Here is a 21,805-nt window from a genome sequence, read left to right on the forward strand (position 1 = left end):
GTCGTTTTGTTTTACCCCAAAAACTGGCATACTGAATTGAGAGGGGGAAACGACCATGCGACAAGTCATTGTGTTACCGTATCAATCAGAATGGGCGAGTGAATATACGCGAGAAGCGGACCACTTACGGGAGGTGTTCGGAGCACGCCTTAAGCAGATCCATCATATGGGGAGTACATCAGTTCCGGGACTCGCAGCAAAGCCGATCATCGATATCTTACCCGTCGTCGATACGCTCGAGGGAATCGAGCAGTTCGACGCACAGATGGAAGCGCTCGGTTACGAAGCGAAGGGTGAGTTCGGGATGCCGGGACGCCGCTATTATCGAAAAGGCGGCGACGAACGGACGCATCACATCCATCTCTATGCGGCGGGAAATCCAGAAATCAAGCGTCATCTCGTCTTTCGGGATTATTTGCGTGCGCATCCAGAAGAAGCCACTGCTTACGGGGCATTAAAGGAACAATTAGCAACGACATATCCGCTTGATATCGAAGCCTATATCGCCGGCAAGGATGCGTTCGTCAAGGAACTCGAACACCGCGCAATCGCTTGGAAGAATGCACATGACTGACTGGGAACATGCCCTCATCCGCCATGTCGGCGTTGGTGTGAAGACATCGAAAGCGTTGTTTGAGAAGATCGAGGCGCAGGATTGGGACGCGCGACCAATCCCCGGGAAACGGACCGTCGGTGAAGTCGCTGTCCATCTCGCTGTGTTACTTGAAGCCGATTTGATGATCGCAGAAGGGGCGACGGCTGAAGCGATGCAGGCGTTTTATGCGGAACCGGTCCCGCGCGATCAGTTAAATGATCGAATCAATCGTGCGTTTTCTATCTATCAGAAGAAAGTCACGACCGGATTTACGACGCGTCCGACGTACTGGGGCGTTACCGACTCGATGAACGGCTGGGCAATCGAAGCAGCCGTGCATCTCTATCATCATCGATCCCAGTTATTTGATTACTTGAACATCCTTGGGTACGAGCTAGAGATCTCGTTATTTGAATGAATGGAAGTAGGGGTAGTGTATGGAATATATCGTTGAAACATCAGCCGGTCGTTTTGATACCCGGCTGACAGGAAATGGGAACGTCACATTCGTCCTTGATCACGGGATGATGTCGAATCGACACCAATGGGGCTGGCTACGAACTGAATTATTGAAGCGGGGGCGGGTCTTTGAATATTCACGTCTCGGGTATGGTCGATCGAGTCGTGGTAAAAACAAACGACTCTTTACGCATCAAGCGGATGAGCTCGCGGACGTCTTACGGATGCTTCGTATCGAAGGACCGTATGTCTTCATCGGGCACTCGCTCGGCGCCTATATCTCGCTCGCAAGTGGACGACTGTTTGCAGACGAGACACGCGGCATCGTCTTGCTTGATCCGTCGCATCCGGATGTCGACGCAGCATTACCGAACTGGTACGAACGAACACAAGAGGAGTGGAATCGATTCCTCTATTTCCTTAGTCACGTCCGACCGATCGCCTGGATGATTCCTGACCATCTGGGCAAAAAGATGTTCAGTGTCTTACCGGAAGCTGATCAATTACCGATGTGGCGGCATTTTGCAGCACCCGGGCATTGGCGGGGGACGCTCGATGAATGGCAATCGGTCGAAGAGAACAATCAGATGATTCTTTCGTTGCTTGAAGACGTGACACAGCCGGTCCTCGTCCTGTCCGCTTCGAACTGGGCGGGAGGTATGCCAGAAAGTTGGTTGAACCCGGCATTGACCGAACAAATCAATGCGGCTCACGCTGCGTTCGCCGACAGTTTACCGAACGGGATGTATCATGTGATTGCGGATACGAATCATTACACGATTGCCGGGTTTTCGCACGAGGCAGCGGAGCGGATCACGGATTTGATCGGGACAACATGGGATTTACCGATTCAAAGTCAGTAGTAAGGTTACGCTTTTTCGTTTCGCTCGAATTATTTTCCTGGGACGAGCATCGCGCCGCTTCACTTCGTTGCAGGGTCGCTCCTGCTTGTATTTCACTAGGAAGCGATTCCGAGCGAAAAAATGTTATTTTCTTAACTGACGGAGCTGACTTTAAAGTCAGTATCTACAAAGAATGACGCGTCACACGCCACTCCTACAGGAAAAAGCGCATTATGCGCTGTCAGAAGACAAACAAGACTCGCTTTCCTGCTTGAAGGAAGAAGGAAAACTGGCTTGTGTCTCGCCTGAGGAAAGGGCGTGAGAAGATGCGTCATTTTTTTGGAGTCAGCCCGGTCTACTCCTTGAGTCGATGCTTATCGGCTTTTTTAGGGAATAAAATAAATCGAAATCATTACGATTGACGTCAGGTGAAAAGTCGGTTACTCTATAAAACGTAACGATTACGTTTTAGGGGATGAATGATGATGCAACCGATATCGATCACCGTTTTATCTGGATATCTTGGATCCGGTAAAACGACACTATTGAACCATTTACTACATAATCGCGAAGGGCGCCGCCTCGCGATCATCGTCAACGACATGAGTGAGGTCAACATTGACGCGGCATTGATTGAGCAAGGCGGATTCTCGCGGACGGAAGAGTCGTTCGTCACGCTCTCGAACGGCTGCATTTGCTGCACGTTACGTGATGATCTTTTGCTTGAAGTCAAACGCCTCGTCGACCAAGGCGATATTGACGGTATTGTCATCGAATCGAGTGGTATCTCGGAACCGATTCCAGTCGCACAGACTTTTACGTACGAGGATCCGGACAGTGCCATCGACTTATCACAAGTCACGAAAATCAACGCGATGGTCACGGTCATCGATGGTTACCGTTTCCTGAAGGACTTCGAATCCGGTGAATCGTTGATTGAGCGGAAACAGGCAGTCGATGAGACAGACGTGCGCGAAGTCGTCGATCTACTCGTCGATCAAGTCGAGTTCGCGGACATCATCGTCTTGAACAAAGTTGATCGTCTGACACCGGAAGAACGCCATACCGTCATCGGCTATCTAAAGGCATTAAATCCAGTTGCCCGCTTGATCGAGACGACATATGGTCAAGTCGATCCGGCAGACATCTTAGACGTTGATCTATTTGATTTTGAACAAGCGGTGGCGAGTGCTGGCTGGATCCGTGAGTTGAATGCGGAAGAACATATTCCGGAAACGGAAGAGTATGGGATCAGTTCGTTCGTCTACAAGCGCGACGTGCCGTTCCACCCGGAGCGTTTGCTTGCCTTGATCGAAGACTGGCCGCAAGAAGTCGTCCGGGCGAAAGGCTTCTTGTTCCTTGCGACACGTCCCGAGATGGCATTGCTGTTCCATCAGGCAGGATATGCGTCGAACATGGAATACGCTGGTCGTTTTGCATCGGATGAGGATCGACGGACCGAACTCGTCTTGATCGGCATCGGACTAGAACAGGAGAAGCTCGAAGCGCTATTTGATGCGTGTCTCGTCCAGGAACACGAAACGGACTGGGCGTCATTGAATGATCCAATTCCTGGTCGCGAGATGTACGAAGAAACATTTTTATAAGAGGTCAATCTTTCGAGAAATCGTATCTGCGGTTTCTCTTTTTTGTTATATTTTCATAGTGAATGGGGAAAGAATACTAGTGAAGGTATGTTAATTGAAGGAGGAAAATCTGTGCGCAACCGGATTTTACAATTCGCACTCGTATTTTTAGTCGCCGGCGGCATCATTTGGGGACTATATCAACTCGGCTATTTATTTTATGTCTTAACGATTTCAGCGACGGTCGTGCCGCTTGCTGTCATCATGATTATCTTCATCGAGAACCGGACCGCAGAATCGACGATTGCTTGGTTCCTCGTCCTGATCTTCTTACCGATTCTCGGAGTCATCATCTGGTTGATGTTCGGTCGGAATCCACGGCGTCGCCGTCGGAATCGTCGTTCGCATGACGAACGGAAATTGCTCAAACAAGCGATTCGTCCAGTCCGGTCGCTTGCCGTCAGTGAGTTGCCACCGAACCATTTGAAGCTCGCGAATACGATTCGTAACTTCGGTGGTGGCGGGGTGGACGTTCATACAGCAAGTGACATCCTGACGAACGGGGAAGAGACGTTCCCGGCGATTCTTGACGCGATTCGTCAAGCACAGCATCATGTCCACATCCAGTACTACATCTATCGCAACGATGAGACAGGTAAAGCGATCCGGGAAGCATTGATCGAGCGACTCGAAGCCGGTGTGACGGTTCGATTCATGTATGACGGACTCGGAAGTTATATGCTCGGTGAAAACTTCCTGCGCCCGCTACGCGACGCGGGAGCGCATATCGCAGCCTATGACCCAATCTCAAGTCCCTTGTTCATCTTCACGGCGAACTTCCGCAATCACCGGAAAATCGTCATCGTTGATGGAAAAGTCGGCTTCACCGGTGGATTGAACGTCGGAGATGAGTACGACGGCAAGAGTAAGAAGTTCGGATTTTGGCGTGATACGCATTTGCGGCTCGAAGGACGGGCCGTCAAGGAATTACAAGCGACGTTCCTCGACGACTGGATCTATGCCCAAATCGAATCGAGTGACACATGGGAGACGTTTGCGGGGGATGAGTCGATCCACCAGTACTTCCCGAAACATGATGTGGCGTCAGATGGGGCGATTCAAATCGTCACGAGCGGACCGACATCGAAGGATCCCGCGATTCGAAATGCCTTGATTGCCGCAATCATCGCGGCACAACGTTCGATCTGGATTGCGACACCGTACTTGATTCCGGACAATGAGACGATGACGTTGCTCCGACTCGCAGCACGTGCCGGACTCGACGTCCGTATCTTGACGCCGGGTAAAGGCGACAGCTTTACGTCTTATTACGGGACTCGGTCTTACTTCGGACCACTCTTGAAGGACGGCGTCAAGATTTATACGTATAACCGTCATTTCATCCATGCGAAACTGTTTCTCGTCGACGGGAAGATCGGTGCCGTCGGAACGGCAAACATGGATATTCGCAGTTTTGTCCTCAACTATGAACTGATGGCGTTCCTGTACGATACGGAAAGTGCCGAACAGCTCGAGCGTGACTTCATTGCTGATTTCGACGTCTCGATTCAGTTATCATCGAATGATTACGTCAAACGTCCGCTCCGCTTCCGGATTTTCGAGTCACTTTCGCGCTTGATTTCACCACTATTATGACGCAACGTCCCGCATCGATTTTCAGGTGCGGGACGTTTTTTTGATTCATTCTTCCTTGAAGTGGGAACATGAACTCTTATACACTAGATGTGTAATCGGTTGCACACTACTTAGCCTGGAAGGAAGTGAAAGGGGCGGAAGTCCCGAATTCGTATGCGAACAATTGATGAATCCCATTTCTACACGCGCGACATGAAACCACAAGCACGACCAGACGCTATCATCCAAGGAGATGTCTACCGTTTCACGGTCTTGACGAGTCGGATGATCCGACTCGAATACGCGGCGGATGGACAATTCGAGGATCGACCGACCCAAACGGTCTTCAATCGTGATTTCCCGGTACCTGCTTATCGCATCGTCGAAAACGAGGAAGAATTGCAAATCATCACCGAGCACGTCCATCTGCATTATACGAAGGGACCGTTCGCTGCGAACACACTTTATATCGATGTCTTAGGGAACTTCAGTACCTATTACAGCCGTTATACGTTCGGCGGACCGCTCCGGACATTAAAAGGAACGGCACGGACGCTTGACCACGCGGACGGTGTCATTCCTCTCGAAGAAGGAATTGTCTCACGGCAAGGATACGCGGCGATCGACGATTCGAACGCCTTCGTGCTGACGGAAGACCACTTCGTCGAACCGCGACGCTCCGGTACGCATGACATCTATTACTTCGGATACGGTCACGACTACAAACAGGCACTGCGTGACTTCTACCACCTGACAGGACCGACGCCGATGTTACCGCGTCAGGTACTCGGTAACTGGTGGAGTCGCTACTGGCGTTATAGTGAGAAGGAATACAAGGATTTGATGACACGCTTCAAGACGGAAGATATTCCGTTCTCGGTCAGTGTCATCGACATGGACTGGCACGTCACCGATATTCCGGAACGATACGGGAGCGGTTGGACGGGTTATACGTGGAACCGTGATCTATTCCCGGATCCACGGGGCTTCTTGCAATGGTTGAAGGACGACGACCGGATGGTCACGCTTAACTTGCACCCGGCGGACGGGGTGCGTGGGTTTGAGGAAGCATACGAGGCGATGGCGGTCGCGATGGGCGTTGATCCCGAATCGGATGTTCGGATTCCGTTTGATTTTTCGGACCGGACGTTCATTGAGAACTACTTCACGAAGTTGCATCATCCGCATGAGGCGGATGGGGTCGACTTTTGGTGGATCGACTGGCAGCAGGGCGCGAACTCGAAGATGAAGGGGCTCGATCCGCTCTGGATGCTCAACCATTATCATGCGCTTGATATCGCCCGCGATGGTAATCGACCGTTGATCTTCTCGCGTTACGCGGGTCCCGGAAGTCATCGTTATCCGGTCGGGTTCTCGGGCGATACGATCATCTCGTGGGCATCGCTCCAATTCCAGCCGTATTTCACGGCGACGGCGTCGAACATCGGTTACGGCTGGTGGAGTCATGATATCGGGGGGCACCAGCGCGGGGAAAAAGATGACGAGTTATCGACACGTTGGCTCCAGTACGGTGTCTTTAGTCCGATCATGCGTCTGCATAGTACGATGAGCATCTTCAATGGGAAGGAACCATGGCGCTATTCGACCGATGCGGCGAACGTCATGAAGAAATATTTACGACTCCGGCATCAGCTTGTGCCGTACATCTACACGATGAATGCCCGCAATCACTTTGACGGCTTGCCCCTCGTCTCCCCAATGTATTATGAGCATCCAGAAGACGATCAAGCATACAATGTTCCGAATCAGTTTTACTTCGGAACGGAATTGATCGTTGCGCCGATGGTCACGCCGATGCATCGGAAACTGCACATGACAGCTGCGACTGCATGGTTGCCAGAAGGGGAATGGTTCGATTTCTTCAATGGGCACCGGTACCGTGGCGGCAAACAGATCCGTCTGTTCCGCTATCTCGAAGACCAAGGTGTACTCGCGAAAGCCGGTGCGATCGTCCCACTCGGTCGTCATCTCGAACATTCGAATACATTGCATAATCCGGACAATCTCGAAGTCGTCGTCTTCCCGGGAGCCTCGAACCGGTTTACGTTGTTTGAAGACGACAGCACAGGGGTCGCACACCGCGACGGCGTCAATGTTGAGACGACATTCGCGCTCGATTGGGAAGCGCGTGAACTGACGATCGCTGCACCGACTGGACATCGTGACTTGCTACCGGAAAATCGGTCGATCACATTGATTTTACGTGGAGTCCGTGAAGGATACGTCCAGCGCGACGGAGAGAGTGTCACCGGCCACTATGATCATGCGACACAGTCCCTTCGTGTCGAACTGGGTGAAGTGACCGATACGATCACATTGTCGCTTCAAGTCGAGATCTCGACGAACGAGAACAAGATGGACCGGTTGTATGCGTTCCTCGACCAAGCGGAAATCAGCTATGATTTGAAGGACCGTTTGTACCGCCTGCTGTCACAAAAGCTCGACCCGGTCAACATGATGCACCAGTTGCAAGCACTCGAACTCGAGAAGGATCTCGTCGATTGTCTGCTTGAGTTGATGTTGTCTTAAACGATTGGATAGGCATGCGAAAAAGCCAGTATTCGTCATCCATATGGACGAGGAATACTGGCTTTCTGGTTGAGGTCAGAACTCTTCGTCTATCTCTTCATCCATCCAAGATAGCAAGTCTTCTGCATCGAGATCGTCACCTTTACTGAGGATCAAGGTCGTGACGTCATCTCGTTTCTGTTCTAACAACTCCGGGTTGTTCGTCAAGACTTCCATGAGGTAATACGCATAAGAGTCGAGGAAATCAGGCTGGTCGTTTCGTTCGATCAGTGTCATGAACGCTTCGATGAGTTCTTCCTGTTCTTCATCGAGAATCATCCAGTGGGAGTATGCGAGAAGTTTTTCATTTTCGTCATCTCCACGGAGAATGTCCTTGATTTCAGGTAACGTCAGAAATACAACATCCGGCATGACGACTTCCGGAACATCGGAACTCAGCTTCGTTAACCACTCGTCATAGGTCGCCGCGACAAAATAGGTCGTTTCATCCGAAATATCGAGGCACCAGACAGTCGGCTCAGCAGCCTCCATGAAGTGGAAGTACCAAAAATAGCTCCCTTCTCCTTCCGCGAACATCATGACGTTTCCTTCGACATCCCATTCCCGGAGGACCGACAATTCGTCCAGATACCGTTCGAATGTCAATGACGTCATGGAGCGGAGTGGGAGGTGCAATCCGCTTTCTTCGTCCGACCATGTATTCTTGAACTCGACCATCACGGCCATAGCTTCTGGGGCACCACCGTTTTGTTCCCGGATTTGTTCGAGGTAACGGACGGGGAGTGAACCGTTGACGGCTTGCTCGATTCGTTGAATGTCTGTTTCTTTGACTGAAATCATCGTTTCTTCTTGTAACTCTTTATCCCAAAATGGCATCGTATGACCTTCCTTGCTATGTAGTATGTAGACCTAGATTATACGCGAAGCTGATGGAAAATGTTTCAAAAAAAGACCCTATCCGTTATGGAAGGGTCCATTGTGTCATTTACGACGCAACTTTTTCGCTTTTTGTTTCATGTCGTTATACGTGATCATCGGGCTATCGTCCATCGTCAAGCGCAGATGGTTCGGTTCACCTTTGTTCGTGATGCCAGAGCAGTACAAGATGTCGGCATATTCATTGAATAGATCCTCGTAAGCCGGTAAATGGTGCATCAGTCGACCAGGCGATCCCCAGCCACAGAGGACGACGCCATTTTTCGCTTTGACATCGGCAAGTGTCTTCGCGACGAACGCATAGTTCGTCTCATCGAAACTCGCTTGAGCGAATGGCAGATCCTCGCTGACGAGCAGGTCCGGCATCAAACTGATGATGTCATATTGTTTAACGGGATCACTGACATACTTCTTCATCAAATTGTACGCACGTTGTGTCGTCGTTCCGGAGAGAAAGGCGTCCGTCGTCCGTGGTGTGTAGATTAAAGCGGCGACGTGCGTTCCTTCTGCGATGTCGTCAAAGATATAGCTGCGTAAGTAGCGTTTCGTCTTGTCTCGATCAAACGTCGTCTGGACGCGGATCGACGATTCCTCAATCAAGAGTTCGGAAGAATCGGCTGGTGTCATGGGTGGTGCCTCCTTTTAATTGGTCAAACGTGAGCTGATGCGAAGGAAGAATGCGAGTGTCTTCTTCTTGAGGTCGAGGTCGTTCGCATCGATCGCCTCGACGTGTTGCTGGTAACGATCGTATTGGGCGAGCACGTCAGAAACATATTGTTCACTGCGATTGTATTCAAACAGTGCTGTTGCGAGCGTGTCTCGGTCGGATGTCTTCGTGACATCGTGTTGTTTCAGGTATTTCGCTGCCGTGTGGGCGCTGTCGACGAGACTCGTCGGGTCAGCTTTCCCGTCGCCGTCCGCGTCCACTCCGAGACCACCATATTTCTCGATGGCTTCCGGATCCGTCACGTCGATGCCGTCATGCTCGATGTCACCGAGCGACGTGCCACCTTTGTATCCCCAACCGACCCATGTTTTCGGCATGAATTGGAATGGACCGATAGCGCCGACGGACGATTGCATCGCTGACGAGTTGGAGAAGATCGTCTCGACGCGATGAATGGAGGCGAGCAGCTTCCAGTCGATGCCGTAACGTGCCGCGGCTTGTTCGTAGATGTCGATGTTCTCGGCAGGTACGCCATGCTGTCCATAATACGTACGATACATTTCATTTTGAACACGTTCCCGATTTTGCCAGTAGATGAAGCTACTGACGATGAGGGCGAACAGTACGAACAAGATGCTGATTCGAAAAACTTTTCGCATATTGTTCTCTCCTCTGTTTAGGATTCCACTGAATGGTATCATATTTTAGTAGGGTCTAATAGCACTTTCTGTGACGGGAGTGTGGAATCAAAAAAGGAGTCGAAGTCATGTATCTCTTCGTAAATGGATTTTTACTCGGATTACTCGTCGTCCTTTCGATCATCGCAGCGGTCCGACCGGTCGATTTGACGATCGTCCCACGCAAGGAATTTTATCCCTCGATGGTCCAGTCGAGTGGTATCTTATGTCTGTTGCTCGTCGGCGGAACGCTGATCAGCGGCACACGGTTGCCGGAAATCGGCTTGACGTTTTTTGTCCCAAGTGGTCCGGTCTGGTACGCGACGATCGGACTGATCGTCCTTCTCTGCTTCGTCTTACTTTTGACGGCGACTGTTCCAGCGTTTCGCAAACGATTGTTGCCGCTTTATCAAAGTGAGGCGGAGCGACTGATTCTGCCGCGAACGAAAGAGGAACGGACCGGGTTTCAGATGGTCGCGCTGATGGCAGGAGTGACGGAAGAGTTGATTTATCGCGGGTTTCTCTTCCATACGCTCGGATTATTTTTACCGTTCTCAGAAGTCAGCTTCGTCTGGATCGGTGCCATCCTGTTCGGGATTGCCCATCGCTATCAAGGGTGGTTCGCGATTCTCGTGACAGGACTGATCGGAGCGGGATTCGGCTACTTGTATCTAGCGCTCGAGACGCTATGGCCGCTGATCATCATCCATGTCTTGATCGATCTCGTTGCTGTCTACATTTACAAGGACGATGTTAATTCCTGACATCGTCAAAGAGCGTTGAATTTGGTAGACTGAATGTCAAGCGAAGTCATCGTTTAAAATGGTCAAGTTGACGGTTGCAGAACAGGTCAAATGACAGGTAAAATGAGAAGGTAAACGCTTACACATCAAAAGGAGATGGATGAAACCATGCGAACGATCACTTCCACTGGCGAGCGAAAGAAGACGAGTTGGACATTGAATATCGGCAATCAGCCACATTTGATGATGGATGGTGTGACAGAACAAACGCTTGATGCCGAACAACGTGTCGTCTATAACGAATTTTTAATTCCGACGACGGACACTTTGATTCATCGGTTCAAAGCCCGCTTCCCGAACCATCTCTGCGAGAACGGGTATGATGTGTATGGCGCTGCCGCTTTTGACGAACAGGTCGTCGAACTGATCTCGAATTGGTTCATCGAGCTGGTCACCGTCTTAACAGCGATGCAGCGGACGAAAGGCATTCAGCATGTCCAGATTGAAGGCGGTGTCGCAAAACGGACCGACTTCTTACCGACCGTGCGTCGGACATGCCGGGCACTGGAGTCAACGATTGATATTTATTGAAGCACCAGTCACGTTTTCAGAGGGGGCGTCCGTTAGGATGTCCTCTCTTTTTTTAATCAACGAATCGAGAGAATTCGACGTCGTGAAAACAGCGTGCACTTTTTTGTTCATCTCGAATCGTTTTCCTGGGACAAGCATCGTGCCGCTTCACTTCGTTGCAAGGTCGCTCCTGCTTGTTTTTCCTTAGGAAGCGATTTCGAGTGAACAAAACGTCTCTCTTCTTTCATAAATTAAAAAGCAAAAACGAAGTCGAATACTCGCGGAGTCGGACAGGATTGTCCGGCTCTTTTTCATTTTCTGGATGATGGCAGGAAAAAAACAAGTTGACGCTAGACTGTATGGCATGTACCATACAGTTAACAGATGTACTATTGTCTTAATACAATGGTGATAATCAAGGAGGGTGAATCCGATGCTTGAGGTAAAAGGGTTACAGAAGCGATACGGACGAAAAAAGCACGTCTTACTTGACGTGACGTTCTCCGTCGGTCTAAACGAAGTGACATGTTTGATCGGCTTGAACGGGGAAGGGAAGTCGACGATCCTAAAAGCAATTCTCGGTCTGATTCCGGTGGATGCCGGTACGGTGACGGTCGACGGTAAAACATCGCGCGACAAAATTGCGTTCGTGCCTGATCTTCAGACGATGCCGAGCTACATGACGATCGGACAAGCGCTCGCATATATAGCAGATCATTATCCAGACTGGAATCAAGAGACAGCGGAACGGTTACTGCAGACGTTCCAGCTGTTTACGACGGATAAAATGGCGAACTTATCAAAAGGGAACAAAGCGAAGTTCAATCTCGTCTTAGGATTCGCCCTCGATCGACCGTACATATTACTCGACGAACCGCTCGCGGGAATCGATTTGTTCATGAAGGAACAGATTGCCTGGATTTTCTCAAGTGAGTTCATGGAAGGACGGAGTATCCTGATGACGACTCACGAAATCGCTGAAGTCGAGCAGGTGATCGACCGAGTGTTGTTCTTACGGGACGGAAAGATCGTCGAAGTCAAAGAGACGGATGAGCTGCGCGGCAGTCATCATCAATCGGTCCAGGACCGTATGCGGGAGGTATATCAAGGATGAAACGTTGGTTGTTATTAACGAATGAAGAACTGAAACGAAGTACGAAATTACTGGTGTTGTTGATTTCAGGCTTGATCGTCGCGGAAATCGCGTCTCTGCTCTATCAAATTTACGATTATCAAAGCACGATCGAGAAAACGATGCGGATTGAACAGATATCAGAAATGGACGCAATTGCGCGAGCAGGTGGTGCGTTGACATTCGCACAGGCAACGGATTTTTACGATTCCATCATTGTATTAGCAATGGGGATGATCATCCTGTTTGCGTTTTGGATTTGGTACCGCGACTGGATAGGTGAGACGAAGTACATCTACAGATTGCTATTGTTACCGGGATCACGACGGGCGATTTTTGGGTCGAAAATGACGGCACTCTTACTTGTCGTGACTAGTTTGATCGGAATTCAGTGGGGGCTGTTGTTGCTTAGTCGTAATCTCTACTTATGGTTGTTACCAGATGCTCAACAGGTCACAGCCAGCATCAATGAATACTCCATCTATATGAAGTTGTTCTATACGATGTATCCGAGTGATATTTTATTCATCTTACTGATGACATTCATCGTCATCTCGTTCGTCTTCATGACAGTATTACTTGAACGATCGTTCCGAAAGGGAAAAGCGTTCTTGCTCGTCGGATTACATGGGATTGCGTTGATTGGCGGTTATATCATCTTGGGCTTAGCATTGTCAGTTATTTCGAACGATTTGAGTCAACTGCACATGCAATTTTATCTCGGGTACATCGTGCTCTTAACGTTATATGTGTCGTACAAAAATCTGCGGTTAGTCCAGACGCGTCTATCCGTCTAAAGGAGAAATCTCATGAAACGATATCGTCAACTTCTGATCTATGGAGTGATCATTCTCATAACAATCGGAAGCTACATCGGCTACACGCTGTCGATCAAAGGAGCAGACTTTTCGCTCGAGACCGTCAGTGGAAAACCTTCGCAAATCGAAAATTTTAATTTACGTCTTCAGACGAAAGGCATGCGTTCGACGATTTATGATGTCAACGCTAAGGGAGACATCAAAAAACAGTCAAATTCTTACGTCGGACAACTATTCCGTGAAGATAGCACGACGGATTTGCCAGATAAATATTACGAATTCACGACGCATATGGAAACGAATGTAAGTGGAGATGGACAATCAGAGTATGCGATTCAGATCAAACACAATAAACTGCAATTTAAGATGTTTACGTTTAAGACGGAGGAGATGTTCGAGAAAACATTTCAGTATGATACAAAACTTGAGACGGGGATGGACATACAAGCCAGTGTCGTCGATAAACAGGCGATGAAGGTCTACATTCAACTCGATCGAGTCGATCAGCCAAGGGAAACGAAACTGCTTGTGCTCGATTTAACAAGCGACCGGGTTGAAGAGATCGTTCTTCAAAAGCCAGTAGCGCCTAAACACGCTCGTCAATTTTTAGCGATTCATCAAAATGAGGTCGTCTACACGGAACAACCGTCTGACAGCGATGAGGAGAACACTAAACTATCTTATTTCCTCGATGACGGGAAGAGCGTTCGTTCCATCAAGGAGTTGAATCAGCAGCAAATCGGTTATACGCCCTATGCGAACGGTCGTTATCTCATCGGCTTCCGCCTGCCGGAAGGGGAGACGAAACGAATCGAATGGTCGATGTTCGACTTGGAAACGAAACGATTATCCGAGCATAGCGTAAGCAGTCCGCTCGTTTTGAAAAAGATTGATTGGTTGGATTCGAAGGACGAGATGCAACTTTATCTCTCTTCCGAGACAAACGATGGATTCCAAGTGTCCGTGATCGATCTGAAGAATGAGCAACTGATGTATCAAGGAGAAATCAAAGATGCGAATCGTAAAAAAGGAACGCGTATCTATGATTTTGCGGTTCAATGATCCACGAAAAAACGCTTCGTCCCGGAAAAACTTATCCGGGACGAAGCGTTTTTTTCGTTTTGACTAGGAATCGATACGTTCTAGGGCGAAAGCATCAAGACGTGAAGTTTTTCTCTGCTGCTTTACAGGCACGCAATAAGGCGTCCTTGAAGAAACGATCTTCCTGCGAAGCAAGTTGTTGTGTCGCTTCTTCGTCCCCGCGTAGGGAGCGGGCGAGCATCTGGATGACCTTGACCCAGCGCCGGACGTGATCGAGTTGCGGGCGACCCATCGCGACGTATACCGTGAACCAATCGTTCTGATCGCGACGGATCATCCGTTGGAACAGTGATTTTGCAAGGTCGACTTCTTCGGTCGTCGGGAGCTCGTTCGTCTCGAAATAGCGACGTAAAGCGGCGACGGCAGTCGCATACGCTGCCTTGACGTCTTCTGACGGCTGGTGTTTGCCGTAATCGGATGTCGACAAATGAAGTAAGGCAGGTTTCTTTTCGACACCCGTGATCCAGGCGGAAATCGTCTTGTTGCCTTTATAGGCTTGACGGTTCGCGACCGGGAGTTTCGCCGTGACATTTCCGACTTTTCCGATTAAGGTCACTTTGTTGTTGCGATCCTGAATTTCGGTCACTTTCATCTCGACCGTATCCCCCATTTCATGAGGAATGGCTTTCGGCTGGAGCTTTTCTCCTGCCGAGAGCGGCGAACGCTTGCGGATCATCCGCAAAGCTTCTTGTTCAATCCGGTCGTCAAGCGACCACAGATGTTCCGGTGGGACGTTGCGGAACCGGCGACGTCGGACCTTGATGTATTGGTCAAGCGCGTCAGCAGCTTGCTCCCGCGTCGATTCACCACGTGCGACGGGGCCGATGATGTCTCGGAGCGTAATGGATTCGAGACGTTCCATGATGCCTTCGAACGGGATGAGTTCCATTACGTAGAGACTACAGACGACGAGTTCGCATTCGCGAGGAGTGAGTGGGCGTTTGGCCATAAATTGACTTCCTTTCAGCTGGTTGATGTTTCTAGTATACCAAAAAAAAGCCATCGTCACGTAATCCCGTGACGATGGACTGAAAAAGCTTACAAGACGAATGCCGATTCCGAACTATTTTGCAATTCGGCGGACGCGAGACGTGTGACACCGTTCATGAACGGATCATGGGCGACGAACAAGTCACCGATTGCTTTGATCTCAGCCACGGTCGCATTCTCCTTCGCACCAGCGATCCGTAAGCGATACGGTTTTTTCGTCACCGTATCGAACGTCAGGACGATCGTATGTTCCATCAATGGTCACTCCTTTCATGAAATGTAGAGGATGGGTCATGCCTTCAGTAAAGCGTAGTCACGGCTGATTTCCGTCAGCGCGTAGCGTCCGTCGAGTAAGCTACCGATCGATTGCCCGATCGAAGCGACGACGTCTGCTGGAAGATTCGAACGTAAGCCGTTGTAGCGGCGGCGAGCGACGACGGCATCACCGTTCGCTGTCACCTTGTCCTTACGCTCGAAGACGATGACGAGACTCGTCTTGATCTCTTCTGCTTGTGTCATGTGTATCACCTCCTTCGCCCTTATTGACAGGGGAAGAGACCGGATTGTTCGAAAGGAATGAAAAAACATGGTCTGGTTACGTTTTTTACGAAGAGTCTCGTTTCTACGGATGCGGACGCTCGGGTATGCGTCCTTAATTTTCGTCTTCGGTGTCGCGGGCATCATGTATGCGCTTGAGCCGGAGACGTTCGGGTCCTACTTCCGCGCCGTCTACTGGACGATGACGACCGTCGTCACGGTCGGATACGGTGACTTCTTCCCGAACTCGGATACCGGTCGGATTCTGACGATCTTCGTGTTCATCTTCGGAATTGGGATCGTCGGGGGATTGATCTCAAAACTGGTCGACGGTGTCCAGTTGATTCGTAATCAAAAGGAAAGAGGGTTGTTACAAGTGAAGGAAACAGGGCATACGGTCGTCTTCGGTTACAGTCGGCGTTCGAAGCACGTCATCGAGTCATTGCTCGAACATACGGATGTCGTCCTCGTCGACGACCTAGAGCGAGAGCCATTCAGTCACCCCCGGTTCCATTACGTCTGTGGTGATCCGGCGCTGACGTCGACGCTCGAGCGAGCACACATCGAAAAGGCGGTCCGTGCGATCGTCCTCGCTGATCATTCGATTCCACCGGTCCATGCGGACGGACGAACACTGTTGATCGCTTCAAGCATCGAACGGGCGAATCCGAACATTTACACGATCGTCGAGATGATGCTCGAAGAACACCTCGACAGCTTTGAACAGGTCAAGATCGATGAGGTATTGCTCGGTGACGAGACGATTGCCCGGATGGCGATCCTCGCGTCCCATCATCCTGGCGTAACGAAAGTCGTGACGAACTTATTGACGAAGGATGGTGAGGGAATGTTCTCGATTCCGACACGACCGGAATGGGCGACATACCGCGATGCGTTTCACGCCTTGCTAGAAGAAGGAGTGACGATTCTATCCGACGGGAAGCGGCTTGATTTGAACCAACGTCTTGATGAACCGATTCCGAAAAACGGTACGCTGATCGTCTTATGTTCGGAGGAAACCGCCCAAAGAATCGGAGCAATTTAAGGTGGGCATGATTCAACTAATCTTTTTTCGGGTATAGTAAACAAATTTACTAAACGGAGGAAAAGGATTATGACACAACCACAACCAGAATGGATTCAAGAATTATTCGAGACGGTCGATCAAGGCGAAATTAAAAATGCACCGAAATTACTCTATATGGCATTGACGCTTGAACCAAGTTATTTTACAAAAGCAGTTAGTCGTTTTAATCAACGATTGGAAGTCGAACCATTAACGGACGTTTCGGAACTACTGACGGTTTATCGTCAATTCTTCCTCTCAGCTAATCCGTCAGAGGAATATTGGTCACTTGCCTGGAACGAACTCATCCAGACCCTACAACATATGATTGATCGTCCAGAAGCGCAGCAATTACTTAAAGAACATGTCGATTTACTCGACTGGTGGTCAAGTGAATCCTTGCTGTCACTCCCGAGCTGGTTGACGATTTTAGATGTCGCAGAACGGATTGACGCCCTCGATCAATTTAGCAGTTATCTTCCAGATATCTTCGAGAGCTATGCGCTCGAGACAGCAAAGGATGAACCATTCGCTCGTCTTGCCTGGTACGCACTCGCAAGCAATCAACAAGAGTTGCTTGCCCCGTACAGAGACCGGATTGAAGCCGGTTCATCGAAGGAAATTCAGTCTCTTCGTCAAGCGGATCTCGTCGATCAAATTGAAACGACACGGGTCGTTATGTTAAAGTCGAAAGATAACGAGCCGATTGAATTAACATTTGATCGAAAATGGACATTATAAATTATCGAAGAAAAAATGACACCTAGAAGCCGCACGAATCCAATCCAAGGGGTGTAGGGATGATTCACGTCAATTTACCGAGTGGTGACTATGTCGTGTTAGTAGAAATAAATCGTGAAGTGCTGCTGTGTCATTCGATTGAAGAAGCGGAACAAGCACAACGCGACCGGTATGAACTGGTCGGACGGATGAGCGAACGCTTGCCGGCAGAAGTGATTGGACCCTCGATTGCGGACTTCGTCCGCTTTTCGACTGGGTTCATCGGCGAAGAAGTAACGTGGCATGAAGAAGAGGAAGCGTTCTTTTGCCAACAGTTCGAGACGTTCGACGGGTCCCCGTTAGGTGAAGATCTGACAGGCATCGATGCAACGCGTTGGCGTGCGGTCCTTGCACGCTATTATGCTTACGTGACGATCGGAAAAATCATTCCTTTTGAAGTCAGCGAAGAACCGGACGGTACGGTTCCGCTTTAGTCCAGACGATTCTTCGGTCGGCGCGTAAACAGAGAAGGGCAGGGTTCCCATGAAAAAGCAACTTGCACTACTCATACTAGCGACAATCGTCGCCATGCCAACGTCTGCCTTTGCGCAGTCTCAATACGTACAATACGACCCAACTTTTACAGAACAACAAAAACAAAACTGGTTGGCGCATCAGGGGCTGAGCGAGATTCGTGCCTTGAAACAAAAAGGATTCTCTCTCGTCGAGCCACTTGCACATCTCGAAGAAGAGGATATCGATGCCGACTTGATTCCGATCACGGACGTCAAGAAAGCGACGGATTCTGCCCAGTTCCAGCAAACGTATCTCGATCAGTCACGGATCCCTACTTACTGGAAGTACAGCCGTGGTAAATCGGATATTCGCGTTGCAATCATTGATGACGCGATCGATACGAAACACCGCGAGTTCAAGGACGTCATTTATAAAACGACGACGATCTCGGGCATCCGTAAACCGGACGATCACGGAACGCACGTCGCTGGGATCGTCGGGGCACGGGAAGACGGGAAAGGGATCATTGGTGTCGCATCCGGTGTTAAATTGATCGGAGCCGACGTATTCGATGGTGACTTTGCTGCGTCGATTGATATCGGTGACGGTATTTTGTATGCGATCGAGCAGGGAGCAGACGTCATCAACCTGTCGCTTGGACAATATGAATTCGATCCCTACATGGAAGAAGCAATCAAAAAAGCAGAAGCGAAGAACATCCTTGTCGTTGGAGCAGCGGGGAATGATGGACGCAATAAAGTGCTCTTCCCAGGTTCGATGAGTCAAGTCGTCGCCGTTGGGGCTGTAGGCACACTCGGTCGAGCGTCGACGTTCTCGAATTACGGCAAAGGACTTAACATCATGGCACCGGGTGAAGGGATTTATTCAACGATCGTTGGGAATAAGTATGGTTACTTAGACGGGACATCGATGGCAACACCGGTCGTCAGCGGGGTATTGGCGCTTGCGAAATCAAAGAATCCATTCGTCACGAATGAAGCGATGCGCAGTAAACTGTATGCTGCTGCGACCAAAAAAACAGGAGATACAAGTTCACATTACGGAGTCGGTCGCTTGAATGCCGGAATGTTAGCGGCGCTTCCAGCGCCAATTTCTAAAGTGTCGCTCCCTTCAACAGTCAAACCGAATCAACTATTCGCGTTTTACTTTGACGAATATTCGAATGCGAAAACGACGACCCGTCTTTATAAAGATGGGAAAGTCATTAAAACGTTCACCCAGTCGAAATTAAAAAATGGGACGCACAAGTTCACGTATCAATTGAAACAAAAAGGGTCCTATAAACTCGTATTCAAGACGAGTGGTGGACGCCATACGCGAACGGTCGAACGACTCCTGACCGTCAAATAAAAAAAACGCCTCCCACCGAGTGGGAAACGCTGTACGAGACCTGAAGGTTACTTCGGGTCTTTTCCTTTTTTATAGACGGGCGTCGGAGGTGTTAATGCCTCTCCAGTCCACGTGATCATCGCTTCCATTTTGTATCCTGTGTCATCCTCATGGACGAACGACAAGCGACTGGAATCGATCAATTGGTATAAACCATAAGCGACCTGGTCGGCCCAAGAGCGTAACGTCATTGCTTCATCATACAACGGGATTTGCTCAGGGAAACGTTCATTCATAAGCAAGATATCGTGTTGATCGAAATGATAGCTACGTTTTGAGAGTGCATCGGGCGCCTTGACGTTGAACGGCTCGAACGCGTGGATGAGCTCTCCTTGACGATAGAAGGCGAAGATGCCGTTTCGCAGATGAAGTGCCTTGATCTCATCGATCTCGATCAGGAACGTCAACTTGCGAACCGTTCGCCGGTTCGTACCAGAGCGTCGTTTTTTCATACTGCATGCCCCCTTCTGAACTCTTGTACTATACCGTGAAATGAGGCAGGGACGCAACTTTTTCGTTTATAAAACGAGAATTGCCTCTTGCAGGAAAGCGGCATCTACGCTACACTCATAAGCAGTGACTATGTTGGTTCGGACAATCGCGGGGCATTTCGGTGCTTTGAGGAAAGTCCATGCTCGCACAGCCTGCGATGGCTGTAGTGATCGTGCTACACAAAAAGATAAGTGTAGGCAGCGTCAAGCTGACGGCAGAAGGAACGCCTAAGTCTTCGGATAGGGCCGAAACTTCTTGAAGGTGCCACAGTGACGGAGCTTCATGGGAAACCATGAAGGTGGAACGAGGTAAACCCCACGAGCGAGAAACCCAAATTTGGTAGGGGAATTTCCGGAGCGGAACTGAACGCGAAGGAGAGCGTATGCAAATACGGAGATAGATGATTGTCGCCTGCGTGTGAGGGTCAAACCGTTTGAAACACTAAGGAACAGAACATGGCTTACAGGACCACATAGGCTGTTATTTTTAAGTTGAACGAGAGTCCAGGTCCACCCTGGGCTCTTTTTTTATTGCAATGAAACGATTCAGTGGAAGAAACAATAAAGGAGTGAACGCGATATGGCAAAACGCTTAGTCATCGCGACAGCGGCGATGGGAATCGAAGCGCTCGTCGCAAAAGAAGTCCGTGCGTTAGGATACGAATGTACGGTCGAGGACGGAAAGGTCTACATCGATTGTGAGATGGAGGACATTCCCCGTTTGAACATGTGGCTTCGGACAGCGGACCGGATCAAACTCGTCGTTGCTGAGTTCCGCGCGACGACATTCGAAAAATTGTTCGATCAAGTCAAGGCACTGCCGTGGCACGAGTTGATGCCGTGGGATGCGAACTTCATCGTCAACGGTCGTTCGGTCAAGTCGAAGCTGTTCTCGATCCGTGACTGTCAGAAGATCACCGAGAAAGCAATCGTCTCGCACATGCAAGAACAGTACAACAAAGGAACGGAATGGTTGCCAAAAACCGGCGCAAGTTATCCGATTGAAGTTGCTTTGTTAAAAGATATCGCAACATTAACGATCGATACGTCAGGCGACGCATTACACAAACGCGGCTACCGTGAATTCCACTCAGCAGCCCCACTCAAAGAAACGATGGCAGCAGCGATGCTGATGCTGACGAACTGGAAGCCGGATATGCCGCTCTACGACGTCTTCACCGGTTCAGGTACACTGGCGATCGAAGCGGCAATGATCGGGCGTAATATCGCACCAGGCATCAACCGCGAGTTCGTCTCACAGGAATGGAAATGCATTCCGAAGAAGGCGTGGTTCGATGCGATCAACGAAGCGAACGAAAAAGCCGAGTGGGACAAACCATTGAAGATTTACGCAAGCGATGTCGATCCAGAGATGGTCAAACTCGCGAAAACAAACGCAGAACTCGCAGACGTCCGCGATGCGATCAACGTCATGCAACGCGACGCTGCAGACTTCAAACCAAAGGAAGACTTCGGTGTCATCATCGGGAACCCGCCGTATGGGGAGCGTTTGGAGGACGCACGTGAAGTCCATCAGTTGTACCGTAAGATTGGAACGGCGTACAAAGAATTCCCATACTACAGTGTTTACATGATCACGTCGTATGTTGAGTTCGAAAAAGCGTACGGTCGTCCAGCGACGAAGCGCCGGAAGCTCTATAACGGGAACATCGAAGTTCAGTTCTATCAATATTATGGTTTGCGTCGGAAAAGACCGCAGTCTTAAGCGATTTGTGGGAGGTGAGTGGGGGTCAGTTCCCACTT

Annotated in this window: 23 protein-coding genes and 1 other RNA gene; 17 read left to right on the plus strand and 7 right to left on the minus strand. The window is 49.7% G+C overall.

Annotated features, from left to right (window positions below; genetic code table 11):
- Positions 1-55: 55 nt before the first annotated feature.
- The 6 genes from KNQ12_RS10530 (at position 56) to KNQ12_RS10555 (ending at position 7,667) form a co-directional block, all read left to right on the plus strand.
- The gene (locus KNQ12_RS10530) at positions 56-574 is read left to right on the plus strand and encodes a GrpB family protein (RefSeq protein WP_214748020.1); all 519 of its coding nucleotides are present in this window, start codon (positions 56-58) and stop codon (positions 572-574) included.
- Positions 567-1,013 (plus strand): DinB family protein, encoded by a 447-nt coding sequence (locus KNQ12_RS10535; protein WP_214748023.1) that lies wholly within the window; start codon positions 567-569, stop codon positions 1,011-1,013. The genes KNQ12_RS10530 and KNQ12_RS10535 overlap by 8 nt, the downstream gene beginning before the upstream one ends.
- Before the next feature lie 19 nt (positions 1,014-1,032).
- Positions 1,033-1,917 carry an alpha/beta fold hydrolase gene (locus KNQ12_RS10540; RefSeq protein ID WP_214748025.1) on the plus strand — a complete coding sequence of 295 codons (885 nt, stop codon included), beginning with the start codon at positions 1,033-1,035 and terminating at the stop codon, positions 1,915-1,917.
- Between the two features lie 464 nt (positions 1,918-2,381).
- Positions 2,382-3,503: a GTP-binding protein gene (locus KNQ12_RS10545; RefSeq protein WP_214748260.1), complete on the plus strand. Its 1,122-nt coding sequence runs from the start codon at positions 2,382-2,384 to the stop codon at positions 3,501-3,503.
- Positions 3,504-3,614: 111 nt separating this feature from the next.
- On the plus strand, positions 3,615-5,138 hold the full coding sequence (locus KNQ12_RS10550) for a cardiolipin synthase (protein ID WP_214748028.1): 1,524 nt from the start codon (positions 3,615-3,617) through the stop codon (positions 5,136-5,138).
- 153 nt (positions 5,139-5,291) lie between these two features.
- Positions 5,292-7,667 carry a glycoside hydrolase family 31 protein gene (locus tag KNQ12_RS10555; protein ID WP_214748032.1) on the plus strand — a complete coding sequence of 792 codons (2,376 nt, stop codon included), beginning with the start codon at positions 5,292-5,294 and terminating at the stop codon, positions 7,665-7,667.
- A gap of 75 nt (positions 7,668-7,742) precedes the next feature.
- On the opposite strand, the gene KNQ12_RS10560 is transcribed toward KNQ12_RS10555, so the two are convergent.
- The 3 genes from KNQ12_RS10560 to KNQ12_RS10570 all read right to left on the minus strand — a co-directional run bounded on the left by KNQ12_RS10560 (position 7,743) and on the right by KNQ12_RS10570 (position 9,929).
- The gene (locus tag KNQ12_RS10560) at positions 7,743-8,543 is read right to left on the minus strand and encodes an SMI1/KNR4 family protein (RefSeq protein WP_214748035.1); all 801 of its coding nucleotides are present in this window, start codon (positions 8,541-8,543) and stop codon (positions 7,743-7,745) included.
- Between the two features lie 105 nt (positions 8,544-8,648).
- On the minus strand, positions 8,649-9,230 hold the full coding sequence (locus KNQ12_RS10565) for a DUF1643 domain-containing protein (RefSeq protein WP_214729802.1): 582 nt from the start codon (positions 9,228-9,230) through the stop codon (positions 8,649-8,651).
- Between the two features lie 15 nt (positions 9,231-9,245).
- Positions 9,246-9,929, minus strand: coding sequence for a lytic transglycosylase domain-containing protein (locus tag KNQ12_RS10570; RefSeq protein ID WP_214748038.1), 684 nt, complete (start codon positions 9,927-9,929; stop codon positions 9,246-9,248).
- Between the two features lie 107 nt (positions 9,930-10,036).
- Here KNQ12_RS10570 and KNQ12_RS10575 point away from each other — a divergent pair, with 107 nt between their 5' ends.
- The 5 genes from KNQ12_RS10575 to KNQ12_RS10595 all read left to right on the plus strand — a co-directional run bounded on the left by KNQ12_RS10575 (position 10,037) and on the right by KNQ12_RS10595 (position 14,272).
- Complete coding sequence (locus KNQ12_RS10575; protein WP_214748041.1) at positions 10,037-10,711, plus strand: CPBP family intramembrane glutamic endopeptidase; 675 nt, start codon at positions 10,037-10,039, stop codon at positions 10,709-10,711.
- 147 nt (positions 10,712-10,858) lie between these two features.
- Positions 10,859-11,281 (plus strand): hypothetical protein, encoded by a 423-nt coding sequence (locus tag KNQ12_RS10580; RefSeq protein ID WP_035408466.1) that lies wholly within the window; start codon positions 10,859-10,861, stop codon positions 11,279-11,281.
- A 412-nt stretch (positions 11,282-11,693) separates the two neighbouring features.
- Positions 11,694-12,374, plus strand: a complete 681-nt coding sequence (locus KNQ12_RS10585) for an ATP-binding cassette domain-containing protein (protein ID WP_214748044.1) — start codon at positions 11,694-11,696, stop codon at positions 12,372-12,374.
- On the plus strand, positions 12,371-13,189 hold the full coding sequence (locus tag KNQ12_RS10590; RefSeq protein ID WP_214748046.1) for a hypothetical protein: 819 nt from the start codon (positions 12,371-12,373) through the stop codon (positions 13,187-13,189). The genes KNQ12_RS10585 and KNQ12_RS10590 overlap by 4 nt, the downstream gene beginning before the upstream one ends.
- A 12-nt stretch (positions 13,190-13,201) precedes the next feature.
- A complete protein-coding gene (locus KNQ12_RS10595; RefSeq protein WP_214748049.1) occupies positions 13,202-14,272 on the plus strand; it encodes a hypothetical protein in 1,071 nt (356 codons plus the stop codon).
- A gap of 94 nt (positions 14,273-14,366) precedes the next feature.
- Here the strand turns inward: KNQ12_RS10595 and KNQ12_RS10600 are convergent, their stop codons facing one another.
- The 3 genes from KNQ12_RS10600 to KNQ12_RS10610 all read right to left on the minus strand — a co-directional run bounded on the left by KNQ12_RS10600 (position 14,367) and on the right by KNQ12_RS10610 (position 15,820).
- On the minus strand, positions 14,367-15,260 hold the full coding sequence (locus KNQ12_RS10600; protein ID WP_023467917.1) for a hypothetical protein: 894 nt from the start codon (positions 15,258-15,260) through the stop codon (positions 14,367-14,369).
- Positions 15,261-15,349: 89 nt separating this feature from the next.
- Complete coding sequence (locus KNQ12_RS10605; RefSeq protein ID WP_029341392.1) at positions 15,350-15,556, minus strand: DUF2922 family protein; 207 nt, start codon at positions 15,554-15,556, stop codon at positions 15,350-15,352.
- Between the two features lie 36 nt (positions 15,557-15,592).
- On the minus strand, positions 15,593-15,820 hold the full coding sequence (locus KNQ12_RS10610) for a DUF1659 domain-containing protein (RefSeq protein ID WP_023467919.1): 228 nt from the start codon (positions 15,818-15,820) through the stop codon (positions 15,593-15,595).
- A gap of 67 nt (positions 15,821-15,887) precedes the next feature.
- On the opposite strand from KNQ12_RS10610, the gene KNQ12_RS10615 reads away from it, so the two are divergent.
- The 4 genes from KNQ12_RS10615 (at position 15,888) to KNQ12_RS10630 (ending at position 19,511) form a co-directional block, all read left to right on the plus strand.
- Entirely contained in the window at positions 15,888-16,883 is a 996-nt protein-coding gene (locus KNQ12_RS10615) for a potassium channel family protein (RefSeq protein ID WP_251055790.1), read from the plus strand.
- A 69-nt stretch (positions 16,884-16,952) separates the two neighbouring features.
- Entirely contained in the window at positions 16,953-17,645 is a 693-nt protein-coding gene (locus KNQ12_RS10620; RefSeq protein WP_029341394.1) for a hypothetical protein, read from the plus strand.
- A gap of 59 nt (positions 17,646-17,704) precedes the next feature.
- Positions 17,705-18,118 carry a hypothetical protein gene (locus KNQ12_RS10625; protein ID WP_023467922.1) on the plus strand — a complete coding sequence of 138 codons (414 nt, stop codon included), beginning with the start codon at positions 17,705-17,707 and terminating at the stop codon, positions 18,116-18,118.
- Positions 18,119-18,167: 49 nt separating this feature from the next.
- Positions 18,168-19,511: a S8 family peptidase gene (locus KNQ12_RS10630; protein ID WP_214748052.1), complete on the plus strand. Its 1,344-nt coding sequence runs from the start codon at positions 18,168-18,170 to the stop codon at positions 19,509-19,511.
- 47 nt (positions 19,512-19,558) lie between these two features.
- Here KNQ12_RS10630 and KNQ12_RS10635 read toward each other — a convergent pair whose 3' ends face one another.
- Positions 19,559-20,002 (minus strand): hypothetical protein, encoded by a 444-nt coding sequence (locus KNQ12_RS10635; protein ID WP_029341396.1) that lies wholly within the window; start codon positions 20,000-20,002, stop codon positions 19,559-19,561.
- A 134-nt stretch (positions 20,003-20,136) separates the two neighbouring features.
- Here KNQ12_RS10635 and rnpB point away from each other — a divergent pair.
- Together rnpB and KNQ12_RS10645 are read left to right on the plus strand one after the other, a co-directional pair.
- Positions 20,137-20,510, plus strand: an RNA gene (gene rnpB / locus KNQ12_RS10640) — RNase P RNA component class B.
- A gap of 111 nt (positions 20,511-20,621) precedes the next feature.
- Positions 20,622-21,767, plus strand: a complete 1,146-nt coding sequence (locus tag KNQ12_RS10645) for a THUMP domain-containing class I SAM-dependent RNA methyltransferase (RefSeq protein WP_023467925.1) — start codon at positions 20,622-20,624, stop codon at positions 21,765-21,767.
- Positions 21,768-21,805 lie beyond the last annotated feature (38 nt).

The sequence above is a fragment of the Exiguobacterium sp. s11 genome, assembly GCF_018619015.1.
Classification (GTDB): Bacteria; Bacillota; Bacilli; order Exiguobacteriales; family Exiguobacteriaceae; genus Exiguobacterium_A; species Exiguobacterium_A indicum.

Coding starts and splice junctions, on each gene's coding strand:
- KNQ12_RS10530 (WP_214748020.1), top strand. CDS start 56: ATGCGACAAGTCATTGTGTTACCGTATCAATCAGAATGGGCGAGTGAA.
- KNQ12_RS10535 (WP_214748023.1), top strand. CDS start 567: ATGACTGACTGGGAACATGCCCTCATCCGCCATGTCGGCGTTGGTGTG.
- KNQ12_RS10540 (WP_214748025.1), top strand. CDS start 1,033: ATGGAATATATCGTTGAAACATCAGCCGGTCGTTTTGATACCCGGCTG.
- KNQ12_RS10545 (WP_214748260.1), top strand. CDS start 2,382: ATGCAACCGATATCGATCACCGTTTTATCTGGATATCTTGGATCCGGT.
- KNQ12_RS10555 (WP_214748032.1), top strand. CDS start 5,292: ATGCGAACAATTGATGAATCCCATTTCTACACGCGCGACATGAAACCA.
- KNQ12_RS10560 (WP_214748035.1), bottom strand. CDS start 8,543: ATGCCATTTTGGGATAAAGAGTTACAAGAAGAAACGATGATTTCAGTC.
- KNQ12_RS10565 (WP_214729802.1), bottom strand. CDS start 9,230: ATGACACCAGCCGATTCTTCCGAACTCTTGATTGAGGAATCGTCGATC.
- KNQ12_RS10570 (WP_214748038.1), bottom strand. CDS start 9,929: ATGCGAAAAGTTTTTCGAATCAGCATCTTGTTCGTACTGTTCGCCCTC.
- KNQ12_RS10575 (WP_214748041.1), top strand. CDS start 10,037: ATGTATCTCTTCGTAAATGGATTTTTACTCGGATTACTCGTCGTCCTT.
- KNQ12_RS10580 (WP_035408466.1), top strand. CDS start 10,859: ATGCGAACGATCACTTCCACTGGCGAGCGAAAGAAGACGAGTTGGACA.
- KNQ12_RS10585 (WP_214748044.1), top strand. CDS start 11,694: ATGCTTGAGGTAAAAGGGTTACAGAAGCGATACGGACGAAAAAAGCAC.
- KNQ12_RS10590 (WP_214748046.1), top strand. CDS start 12,371: ATGAAACGTTGGTTGTTATTAACGAATGAAGAACTGAAACGAAGTACG.
- KNQ12_RS10595 (WP_214748049.1), top strand. CDS start 13,202: ATGAAACGATATCGTCAACTTCTGATCTATGGAGTGATCATTCTCATA.
- KNQ12_RS10600 (WP_023467917.1), bottom strand. CDS start 15,260: ATGGCCAAACGCCCACTCACTCCTCGCGAATGCGAACTCGTCGTCTGT.
- KNQ12_RS10605 (WP_029341392.1), bottom strand. CDS start 15,556: ATGGAACATACGATCGTCCTGACGTTCGATACGGTGACGAAAAAACCG.
- KNQ12_RS10610 (WP_023467919.1), bottom strand. CDS start 15,820: ATGACACAAGCAGAAGAGATCAAGACGAGTCTCGTCATCGTCTTCGAG.
- KNQ12_RS10615 (WP_251055790.1), top strand. CDS start 15,888: ATGGTCTGGTTACGTTTTTTACGAAGAGTCTCGTTTCTACGGATGCGG.
- KNQ12_RS10620 (WP_029341394.1), top strand. CDS start 16,953: ATGACACAACCACAACCAGAATGGATTCAAGAATTATTCGAGACGGTC.
- KNQ12_RS10625 (WP_023467922.1), top strand. CDS start 17,705: ATGATTCACGTCAATTTACCGAGTGGTGACTATGTCGTGTTAGTAGAA.
- KNQ12_RS10630 (WP_214748052.1), top strand. CDS start 18,168: ATGAAAAAGCAACTTGCACTACTCATACTAGCGACAATCGTCGCCATG.
- KNQ12_RS10635 (WP_029341396.1), bottom strand. CDS start 20,002: ATGAAAAAACGACGCTCTGGTACGAACCGGCGAACGGTTCGCAAGTTG.
- KNQ12_RS10645 (WP_023467925.1), top strand. CDS start 20,622: ATGGCAAAACGCTTAGTCATCGCGACAGCGGCGATGGGAATCGAAGCG.